Annotated in this window: 10 protein-coding genes; 6 read left to right on the plus strand and 4 right to left on the minus strand. The window is 69.6% G+C overall.

The window, feature by feature from the left end; all coding sequences use genetic code 11:
* A partial coding sequence (locus tag C667_RS16635; RefSeq protein ID WP_004370656.1) for a GntR family transcriptional regulator occupies positions 1 to 196 on the minus strand: 196 nt, incomplete at its 3' end.
* A gap of 93 nt (positions 197 to 289) precedes the next feature.
* Here C667_RS16635 and C667_RS16640 point away from each other — a divergent pair.
* The gene (locus C667_RS16640) at positions 290 to 928 is read left to right on the plus strand and encodes a pyridoxamine 5'-phosphate oxidase family protein (RefSeq protein ID WP_004370658.1); all 639 of its coding nucleotides are present in this window, start codon (positions 290 to 292) and stop codon (positions 926 to 928) included.
* A gap of 39 nt (positions 929 to 967) precedes the next feature.
* Here C667_RS16640 and C667_RS16645 read toward each other — a convergent pair whose 3' ends face one another.
* A complete protein-coding gene (locus C667_RS16645) occupies positions 968 to 1,468 on the minus strand; it encodes a hypothetical protein (protein ID WP_004370659.1) in 501 nt (166 codons plus the stop codon).
* 247 nt (positions 1,469 to 1,715) lie between these two features.
* On the opposite strand from C667_RS16645, the gene C667_RS16650 reads away from it, so the two are divergent.
* The 5 genes from C667_RS16650 to C667_RS16670 all read left to right on the plus strand — a co-directional run bounded on the left by C667_RS16650 (position 1,716) and on the right by C667_RS16670 (position 8,266).
* The gene (locus tag C667_RS16650; RefSeq protein WP_245538483.1) at positions 1,716 to 4,658 is read left to right on the plus strand and encodes a diguanylate cyclase; all 2,943 of its coding nucleotides are present in this window, start codon (positions 1,716 to 1,718) and stop codon (positions 4,656 to 4,658) included.
* Positions 4,659 to 4,753: 95 nt separating this feature from the next.
* Positions 4,754 to 6,025, plus strand: a complete 1,272-nt coding sequence (locus C667_RS16655) for an O-acetylhomoserine aminocarboxypropyltransferase/cysteine synthase family protein (RefSeq protein ID WP_004370662.1) — start codon at positions 4,754 to 4,756, stop codon at positions 6,023 to 6,025.
* Between the two features lie 252 nt (positions 6,026 to 6,277).
* Positions 6,278 to 6,751 carry a D-aminoacyl-tRNA deacylase gene (gene dtd / locus C667_RS16660; protein ID WP_004370664.1) on the plus strand — a complete coding sequence of 158 codons (474 nt, stop codon included), beginning with the start codon at positions 6,278 to 6,280 and terminating at the stop codon, positions 6,749 to 6,751.
* Between the two features lie 184 nt (positions 6,752 to 6,935).
* A complete protein-coding gene (gstA, locus tag C667_RS16665) occupies positions 6,936 to 7,541 on the plus strand; it encodes a glutathione transferase GstA (RefSeq protein ID WP_004370666.1) in 606 nt (201 codons plus the stop codon).
* Between the two features lie 350 nt (positions 7,542 to 7,891).
* Positions 7,892 to 8,266, plus strand: coding sequence for a DUF423 domain-containing protein (locus C667_RS16670; protein ID WP_004370668.1), 375 nt, complete (start codon positions 7,892 to 7,894; stop codon positions 8,264 to 8,266).
* Positions 8,267 to 8,279: 13 nt separating this feature from the next.
* Here the strand turns inward: C667_RS16670 and C667_RS16675 are convergent, their stop codons facing one another.
* A complete protein-coding gene (locus tag C667_RS16675; RefSeq protein ID WP_004370670.1) occupies positions 8,280 to 8,831 on the minus strand; it encodes a sterol desaturase family protein in 552 nt (183 codons plus the stop codon).
* Positions 8,824 to 9,009 carry a hypothetical protein gene (locus tag C667_RS16680; protein ID WP_039921906.1) on the minus strand — a complete coding sequence of 62 codons (186 nt, stop codon included), beginning with the start codon at positions 9,007 to 9,009 and terminating at the stop codon, positions 8,824 to 8,826. Before C667_RS16680 ends, C667_RS16675 begins: the two co-directional genes overlap by 8 nt.
* Positions 9,010 to 9,220: the final 211 nt, after the last annotated feature.

Below are 9,220 nucleotides of genomic sequence, written 5' to 3' on the forward strand. Positions count from 1 at the left end.
CGACGAGCTGCTCGTAGGCGAACAGCACCGTGTTGCGCGCGATGCCGAGCGTCGCCGCGAGGCTGCGGCTGGCGGGCAGGCAGGTGTCGGCCGGCAGCCGACCGGACAGGATGGCCTCGCGCAGGCGCAGGTAGAGCACGCGCTGGCGCGGCACGGCCGCGGGCAGGGGCGGAGCGAGCAGCCAGTCGAGCTCCATCGTGGCTCCATTCGTGTGGGTTGCTGTGGCACTACGCAAGGTACCACCACGAACCTAGGATGGCGTGGTCGAAACCTTCGGAGCCTTGAAGCCATGCCCCACACCACCGCCCCCTCCCCGCGCACCCGCGTCCGCCGCCTGCCCGAGCGCGCGCACTACGACGCCGACAGCATCGCCGCCATCGTCGACGCGGCGATGCTGTGCACCGTCGCCTTCCAGATCGACGGCATGGTGCACGCCATCCCGACGATCCACTGGCGCGAGGGCGAGCATCTATACATCCACGGCGCCAAGGGCTCGCGCATGCTCAAGGCGCTGACCGCGGGCGAAGCCTGCGTGACCATCGCGCTCGCCGACGGGCTGGTGCTGGCGCGCTCGGCAATGCATCACTCGATGAACTACCGCTCGGTGGTGCTCTACGGCCGCTTCGAGGCGGTGACCGAACCCGCGCACAAGCTCGCCAGCCTGCGCGCCTTCATCGACGGGCTCTACCCCGGGCGCTGGGACACGCTGCGCCCGATCAGCGACAAGGAGCTCAATGCCACAACCGTGCTGCGGATCGCGCTCGACGAGGCCTCGGCCAAGGTCCGCGACTGGGGCGTGAAGGACGACGAGGAAGACCTGGCGTGGCCGGTGTGGGCGGGCGTGATCCCGCTGCGCACGGTGACGGGCGCACCGGAGATCGAGCACGACAGCGTGGGCCGGGTGGTGCCGCCGACCCGCTTCGGATAAGGGGAGAAGCCGGCGACGCGCAGCTCGCGCGCTACGCCATCACGGACGCCGCCGGGTGTTGCCGAAGCGACCGCCGCCGGGCCGCCCCCCGTACGGACGCCTGCGTACGTCCTCGTCTTCGCGCTTGGGCTTGGGCATCAGCAGGTTCTTGCCGCCCTGCTGCGCCAGCCTGGCGTGCTCCTGCAGCGCGGCCTCGAACTGACCGGCGCCGATCTCGATGGCTGCATGCTCGGCGGCCGGCTTGTAGGCCGCCAGGCGCTCGCGCACCAGGAACACGCGCTCGTCGGCCTCGGCCTTCTTCGGCAGGCCCTCGACCAGCTGCACGGCAGCCGGCGTCAGCGCGTAGCCCTCGCCCACCGCGGTCAACAACCCGTGGGTGACGAAGCGCTCGAAAGCCGTCGCCCACGCGGCGGGCGCGGTGACCGGAAAGCCCATGAACTCGGCGGCCGCGACGATATCGGCCAGCGCGGCGGGTCGCCTCTTCGCGGCGATCAGGGTCGCCAGCAGCAACTGCGCGTCGGTGTCGTGGATGGGATACATGGGGTTCGCCTGCCTCTCGGGTTGTGAAGCGCGCCATGATGCCCGAGGCGCGGCGATCCGGCGCAGGGGAAGCGGTCGTTCCCCGTAACAATCGTCCGCTCGGATTGCGTCGCAAGTTGATAGACTCGGGCCATTACAGATCGGTGAAACCGACTTGCCCCTCTCCTCGCTCCCGTCTCGTTCGCGCACCGCGGTCGCCGCCCTCTTTCGCGGCGACGCAATCGCAGGCAGGCTGGTGGCCGCCTGGATGGCATTCGCGGTGCTGCTCGGCGGCTACTGGTTGCAGCTCGACCATTCGCACGCCGCGCTCGTCGCCCAGGCGGAGAGCCTCACCCGACTGCGTGCCCTGCAGACCGCGCACGCCCTGGCGCTGCACAGCGGAGCGCTTTTCCGCAAGCTCGACTATCTTTCCCTGCACCTGGGGGAGCATTGGCTGAGGGAAGGCTCGCAGGGCTCGCGCGACGCGCTCGTGCGTGCGCATCTCGCGCTCCCCGACGACGCCCTGGTCGGCATCGACATCGCTGACGCCGGGGGGCGACTGCTCTACTCCACCGTCAGCGAGAAGCGGCCGCTCGAGCTCGAGCGCTACGGCATCGCGGACTTCGAGCACTTCCGTGTCCATCTGAACGGTGTCAAAGGCCTCTTCATCGGCCAACCCTACCGCGGACGCATGACCGGCAAGTGGATCGTGCCCTTCTCTCGTGCGCTCATCGACGAGGGTCGGCTGCAAGGCGTGATCGTGATGTCGGTGTCGGTCGCCCATCTCACCAAGGCACTCCAGGAGCTCTATCCGGAGACATCGGATGTGGCGGCGCTCGTGCGCCACGATGGTCGCTTCCTCGCCCACTCCAGCCGGACCGAAGAAGCAATGGGGAACTCGGTGCCACCCGACCGCCCCTACCTGATCGATCGCGAGAGCCAGCGGGGCAACTTCGATGCGACCGCACCAATCGACGGCGTCGAGCGCTATTACGCCTGGCACCGGGTTCCCGGCTTTCCGGTCGTCGCCGCGCTCGGGCTGAGCAAGGACGTGGCGCTCGCCCCGGTGCGCGACACCATCCGCGACGGCCGCATGCGCAGCGGGCTGGGCACGGTGCTGCTGCTCGCCGCAGCCATGCTCATCAGCCAACTCTGGCGGCGCCACGCCCGCCAGGGCGAGGAACTCGAGCGTGCCGGCGAGCGCCTGGAGAAGCTGGTCGGTCACTTTCCGGGCATGGCCTACCAGTTCCTGCTGCGTGCGGACGGAAGCGCCTCGATGCCCTACTGCAGCCCGGGCGTGCGCGAACTGTACGGGGTGGGGCCGGAAGGACTCCAGGATTCGGCCACGAGCATCTTCGAGCGCGTCCACCCCGACGACCTCGACCGGCTGCGCGAGAGCATCCAGACCTCGGCCGCGCAGCTCGCGCCGTGGCGATGCGAGTTCCGCGTCCGGGGCGCGGGCGACCGGTTGCGCTGGCTGCTCGGCGAAGCGAATCCCGAGCGCACGCCCGAGGGCGACACACTCTGGCACGGCTATGCGCACGACATCACCGACCGACGGGTGGCCGAGCAGCAGCTCCGCGATAGCGAGGCGCGCCTTCGCCAGGCGGTCGACGCAGTCCGCGACGGCTTGTGGTCGTGGGACCTCGCCCGTGACCGCATCGCGCTCGACGAGCGCATCCTCGACATGCTCGATCGGCCGGAGCTGGGCTCGGAGATGAGCTACGAGGCGTTCCGCGCGCTGGTCCATCCCGCCGATCGCCAACGCCAGGATGACGCGCTTCGCACCGCACCGAGCAAGGCTCCCGACCTGCCCGTGGCGGGCGATTTCCGACTGCAGGCGGCATCCGGGCGCTGGATCTGGATCCACGCGCGCGGCAGCGTCGTCGAAGCGGACGCGCACGGTTTGCCACGGCGCCTCGTCGGCACCTTCTCCGACGTAACGGCGCGCGTCGCCGCCATGCAGCTGCGTCGCGCGCTGCTCGACCACAGCGTGGCCGCGATCGCCATGATCGACGCCAAGTTCGGCATCCTGGAAGCCAACAGCCGCGCCGAAGAGATCTTCGCCCCGCCGTCGACCTCCATCAGTGGTCTGAAGCTGACCGAGCTCCCGCTGCACGAGGACCAGGCCCGCTTTGTCGCGCAGCACTTCGCGACATTGCGGGCAAACGGACAGATGAACATCGAACTGCCGTTGCGTGACAACCAGGGCAAGATGCGCTGGTTCGACGCTCACGCCGTGATGCTGGATCCGGAGGATCCCGACAGCGATACCGTCTGGACCCTGGTCGACATCTCCGACAAGCACCGCACTCGCATGGCGCTCGCCACCGAGCGCCTGCGCCTGAAGACCGTGCTCGAGCGCTTCCCGGGCGGCGTGCTCATGGAGGATCAGGACGGCGTGATCACCTCGGTCAACCGGGGTCTCTGCGGGCTCCTCGACATTCCGGACTCCCCCGATGAATTGATCGGCCTCACCCACGAGGCGCTGTGCCAGCGACTCGGCACCGAGCGCACGGCATGGCTGCATCGGCCCGATTCCGATCGCACGACGGAGAAGCGTGCCACCGTCGAAGTGGAGGGTGCCAGGGGCCATACGCTGGAGATCGACTGGCTGCCGATCGAACACGACGGGCGACGCCTCGGTCGCGTGTGGCTGGTGCGCGACATCACCGAACGCAAGGCGCGCGAGCGCCGCCTGGCAGAGCTCGCCGCCACCGATCCGCTGACGGGGCTGCCCAACCGGCGCAGCTTCCTCGCATGCCTGGACGCCGCGCTCGACGACACCCAGCGCGAACCCACGCGCGGCGGTGCGCTGTTGATGATCGACATCGACCACTTCAAGCGCGTCAATGACACGCACGGCCACCCGGTCGGCGACGAGGTCCTGCAGCACGCGGCGCGCCTGATCCGCGGCAGCCTGCGCCAGCACGACCGAGCGGGTCGTCTCGGCGGCGAGGAATTCGCCGTGTTGCTCGACGATGTCGTCCCGGACGCGGCACTCGCCCTGGCCGAACGCCTGCGCCATACCGTGGCGTCCACGCCCGCGGCCACCAAGGCTGGGCCGGTGGCGCTCACCGTCAGCCTCGGGCTTTCCCGCGTTTTCGGCAGGGATGCTGCACGCGTCCTCGGCGACGCCGATGCGGCGCTCTATCGCGCCAAGCGCAGCGGCCGCAACCGGGTCTGCGTGGCGGGAAGCGCCACCGAGTGAAGCGCGCCGGACAGCCTCCGGCACGCGGCGGTTCCGGTATCCCGCCCGCGCTGGCTATACTCCCCGCCACTTTCACCCAAGGGGAGACCTGACCCATGAAGCTCGAGACCATCGCCGTGCACGGCGGCTATTCGCCCGATCCCACCACCAAGGCCGTCGCGGTGCCGATCTACCAGACCACCTCGTACGCCTTCGACGACACCCAGCACGGCGCGGACCTCTTCGACCTCAAGGTGCAGGGCAACATCTACACCCGCATCATGAACCCGACCACCGCGGTGCTGGAGCAGCGCGTGGCGGAGCTCGAGGGCGGCATAGGCGCGCTCGCCGTGGCCTCGGGCATGTCGGCGATCACCTACGCGATCCAGACCATCGCCGAGGCCGGCGACAACATCGTCTCGGCCTCGACGCTGTACGGCGGCACCTACAACCTGTTCGCCCACACCTTCCCGCAGTTCGGCATCGAGGTGCGCTTCGCCGACTACCGCGACCCCGACAGCTTCGCCGCGCTCATCGACGCGCGCACCAAGGCGATCTACTGCGAGTCGGTCGGCAACCCGCTCGGCAACGTCACCGACATCGGCCGCCTGGCCGAGATCGCGCACAAGGCCGGCGTGCCGCTGATCGTGGACAACACCGTGCCCTCCCCCTACCTGTGCCGCCCCTTCGAGCACGGCGCCGACATCGTGGTGCACGCGCTCACCAAGTACCTCGGCGGCCACGGCAACTCGATCGGCGGCGCGATCGTCGACTCGGGCAAGTTCCCCTGGGCCGAGCACAAGGCGCGCTTCAAGCGCCTCAACGAGCCCGACGTGTCCTACCACGGCGTGTGCTACACCGAGGCCCTGGGCGCCGCCGCCTTCATCGGCCGCGCGCGCGTGGTGCCGCTGCGCAACACCGGCGCGGCGATCTCGCCCTTCAACAGCTTCCTGATCCTGCAGGGCATCGAGACCCTGGCGCTGCGCATGGACCGCATCTGCACCAACACGATCAAGGTCGCCGAGTACCTGAAGCAGCACGCCAAGGTCGAGTGGGTGAACTACGCCGGCCTGCCCGACCACGCCGACCATGGCCTGGTGCAGAAGTACATGGGCGGCCGCGCCTCGGGCATTCTGTCGTTCGGCGTGAAGGGCGGCTTCGAAGCCGGCGGCCGCTTCCAGGACGCGCTGAAGCTGATCACCCGCCTGGTGAACATCGGCGACGCCAAGTCGCTCGCCTGCCACCCGGCCTCGACCACGCACCGCCAGCTCTCGCCGGCGGAACTCGCCAAGGCCGGCGTGTCCCCCGACATGGTGCGACTGTCGATCGGCATCGAGCACATCGACGACATCATCGAGGATCTGGAGCAGGCGCTGGCGGCGGTTTGATCAGGTAATTAGGGCGCCCGAACGGGACGGACTGCGGCCTTGCAGCGGATTCGTGGTCTGTCCCGAATCTTTCGAATCGCGGTATGTCCCGTGGTTTTCCCGGGTTTTTCGGGCGCCGGAAGCACCGCTTTTTTGTAGGAGCGCCGGCAGGCGCGAAAGCGGAGGTGCTGACCGGCACACGCGTCGAGCATCCGCTCGCCCAATTCGCGGCTGCCGCCGCTCCTACAGAACCCCGAATCGTAAGGTTTTTCGATGCTCGCACTCCTGCAACGCGTCTCCGAAGCGCGCGTGATCGTCGATGGCGAGACCATCGGCGAGATCGGCCCCGGCCTGCTCGCGCTGGTGTGCGCCGAGCGCGGCGACACCCCGGCCGAGGCCGACAAGCTGCTCGCCAAGATGCTCAAGCTGCGCATCTTTGCCGATGAGGCCGGGAAGATGAACCGCTCGGTGCAGGACGTGGAAGGCGGGCTGCTGGTGGTGAGCCAGTTCACGCTGGCCGCCGACACCTCCGGCGGCAACCGGCCGAGCTTCACCAACGCCGCCGACCCGCGGACCGGCCTGGCGCTGTACGAGCATTTCGTCGCGCGCGCGAGCGCCGCCCACGCGCTGGTGCAGAGCGGCCGCTTCGCTGCCGACATGAAGGTGCAACTCATCAACGATGGTCCGGTCACAGTCCCGCTGCGCATCGCCCCGCCCGGATCCGACAACGCCCGAGGTCTGCTGTAGGAGCGCCGGCAGGCGCGAATTCCGCGGTCGATCGATTGCGCGTGCATCGGCTCCCCGACCGCCGTGTTCGCGCCTGCCGGCGCTCCTACATGCCGCCCCCCGAGCGCGGGGTGACTGATCCACGGCGCGGCGGGGCATAATCGTCCCTCCCAACCCCTCCCAACCCCTAGCCCCAGGAGACAACATGAAGCTCTACCTCAAACCCGGCGCCTGCTCGCTCTCGCCCCACATCGCGCTGGAAGAGTCCGGCCTGCCCTACGAGACCGAGTCGGTCGACCTCAAGACCAAGGTGACCGCCAGCGGCGCCGACTTCTGGAAGAGCAACCCCAAGGGCTACGTGCCGGCGCTGCTGCTCGACAGCGGCGAGCTGCTCACCGAAGGCGCGGCGATCGTGCAGTACATCGCCGACCAGGCGCCGGCGAAGAAGCTCGCCCCCGCCAACGGCAGCATCGAGCGCTATCGCCTGCAGTCCTGGCTCAACTTCATCGGCACCGAGCTGCACAAGTCCTGCAGCCCCTTCTTCAACCCGGCCTCGGGGAAGGAGTGGAAGGAGATCGCGGGCGCCAACCTCGAGCGTCGCCTCGGCTATGTGAATGAGGCACTCGAAGGCAAGCCCTACCTGATGGGAGAGGACTTCAGCGTCGCCGACGGCTACCTCTTCACCGTGCTGAGCTGGATGAAGTTCGTCGGCATCGACCTGGCGCAGTGGCCCAACCTCACCGCGTTCCAGGCCCGCGTGGCGGCACGCCCGGCGGTGCAGGCGGCGCTGAAGGCCGAAGGGCTGGCCTGAGGGACGGGAGGCGTTAGGCGTTAGGCGTCAGGCGTCAGGCGTCAGGCGTCAGGCGTCAGGCGTCAGGCGTCAGGCGTCTCCGGCGGCTCGGCCATTCGCGGCTGCCGCCGCTCCTACAGCCCCCCGGAAGCGCGGCGGTGTTCCCACGGTCGAAGGGTCCCCGACGCGCGGCGGTTTTGTAGGAGCGCCGGCAGGCGCGAATGCGGCGGTTCGGAACGGCACGCGCCCCCCCCCCACGGCCGAAGGATCCCGGCCGCGCAGCGGTTTTGTAGGAGCGCCGGCAGGCGCGAGCCTTTCCCGTACGGCTCCATGACCACAACGACCGCAGGCGCCTCACACGCCATCTCTCCATGACCGATCGATCCTTCCGCCTCCCCCTCCTCGCCGGCGCGCTGCTCGCCGCCCTCGGCGTCGCGCTCGGGGCCTTCGGCGCGCATGCGCTGCGCGGCGCGCTCGACGCCACCGCCCAGGGCTGGTGGCAGACCGCCGTGCAGTACCAGATGTGGCACGCGCTCGGCCTGCTCGCGATCGGCGCTGCACGCGTGCCGGGAAGCCGCCTCGCGACCCTGCTGCTCGCCGCCGGCACCCTGGTCTTCTGCGCCACGCTCTACCTGATGGCGCTCGGTGCGCCGCGCTGGCTGGGGGCCATCACGCCGATCGGCGGCAGCCTGATGATCGCCGGCTGGCTGGTGCTGGCCTGGCGGGTGGCGCGGTCGCGCGGCTGAGTTCGCACCGCGGTCAGCCGGGCGGTGGCAGCGTTCCGAAGACGCGGTCCCAGAGATCCGTCAGCGTGCCGTAGCCGCGGCGCTCGTCGCGGAAATGATGGAAACCGTGCAGACGCCGCCTCGCCTCCAGCCAGCTGCCAAGCGGACGGGTGTCGTGCAGGCGGTGATGCACCGACTCCTGCAGCAGGTTGCCGAGCAGCATGCCCGCCGACAGCGGGGCGGCGACCGCACTGCCGCCGGAGAGCAGCGCAGGCAAGCCCACCACCGCCAGCACCAGCAGCACGCTGAACAGCACCGGCACGCGGATCGCCACCCCGGCGTGGCGGTGATGGGCCAGGTGCCAGCGCTGGAAAGGCTCCACCCCGTGCAGCATCCAGCGGTGGAGGACGTACTCGGTCAGCGTCCACAGGAGCACGCCCGCGAGGCCGACGAGCACGAAGACAAGCCCCTGGCCCGCAGCCGACTGCGCTGGCCAGCTCATCGCCAGCACCACCAGCCCCGCGCACGGCACCGCCAGCGAGGCCGGATAGCCGAGCGCGACGCGCAGCGTCCAGGGCTCAGCCATCGTCGGCGCGCTCCACGATCTCCCAGGCGTACATCAGGCTCGCATCGGAGAAGCCGAACCCGGTCTCCTCGTCCAGCCACCAGCCGAATCCGCGCACATCCACCCCCTCGAAGCGCCACCTGCGCAGCTCGCCGCTGCACAGGCGGATGACATAGCTGCAGCCGCTGACGGGTTCCATGTCGTTCAAGTCCTCTCGATCGTTGGCCCGGCGCCGATCGCACGCCCTGATCGAATCATAGCCGCGGCGCTCCGGCATGGCCGCGCCAATTCCAAACGCCGCTTTCGCGCCTGCCGGCGCTCCTACACCCCCCCGAGCCGCGTCGGCTCTCATGTAGGAGCGCCGGCAGGCGCGAATGCAGCGGTCCCGACCCGCACGCCCACCCAGCCCC

The organism is Thauera phenylacetica B4P (assembly GCF_000310225.1).
Lineage (GTDB): Bacteria > Pseudomonadota > Gammaproteobacteria > Burkholderiales > Rhodocyclaceae > Thauera > Thauera phenylacetica.